Origin of the sequence: Ottowia cancrivicina (assembly GCF_029813755.1) — a bacterium.
GTDB classification, from domain to species: domain Bacteria; phylum Pseudomonadota; class Gammaproteobacteria; order Burkholderiales; family Burkholderiaceae_C; genus Ottowia; species Ottowia massiliensis.
Genome location: NZ_JARVII010000088.1, coordinates 1 through 594, shown reverse-complemented (window position 1 = coordinate 594; position 594 = coordinate 1). Strand labels below are relative to the sequence as shown.

2 protein-coding genes are annotated in these 594 nt (G+C 58.4%); both read right to left on the bottom strand.

The window, feature by feature from the left end:
* On the bottom strand, positions 1 to 110 hold a 110-nt coding region (locus QB898_RS13515), incomplete at its 3' end, for an RHS domain-containing protein (RefSeq protein ID WP_428982836.1).
* Between the two features lie 84 nt (positions 111 to 194).
* Positions 195 to 594: RHS repeat domain-containing protein (locus tag QB898_RS13160; RefSeq protein ID WP_279525314.1), on the bottom strand; the 400-nt coding region annotated here is incomplete at its 5' end.

The following is a 594-nucleotide window of genomic DNA, read 5'->3' as shown; positions in this document are numbered from 1 at the left end:
GAAGCATGGTCTATCCGCGCCTTGCCAAAGGCTTCATATCTGGCTTTCCACGTCGTCTCGCCCGCCTTGTTCAGCGCCAATACGGGCACTCCCAGATGGTCCGTGACCAAGTAGTGGTAGCTGGCTTCTTTCAGGCTGGTTTTGCCGTTCAGCTCCGCCTGCCAGATGGGGTCGGTGCTCCACAGGCTGCCTTCTTATGCGTCTTCGTCCTCCTCGTTGGTTCTGGCTTGCTGCGTATGGGGGTTGAATCCGTACGCTCTGGTGATCCGCCCTTCTTCATCGGCTTCGGCCATTAGCGCACTTTCGCCGTTAATGTAGTAGGTGGTGCGGCTTGTTGCGCCTTGTGTGACGGTTTTGGCAATTCTTCGCCCAAAGGGGTCGTAGCGGTATTGGACGGTGAGGCCATCTGCGCTGTCCTTGATTTCGCTGAGTCTGCCCGCTGCGTTGTAGCGCCAGTTTCTTTCCCAGTCTGTGCCGGTTTCCTTGATGAGGTGGCCTTGCGCGTTGTAGCTGGCGCTGACTTGTTCGGTTTGGCTTTGCTGCGCGGGGGCGTTTTCGTCGAGCGCCCGGGGGTATTGCAGCAGCTGGTTGGCT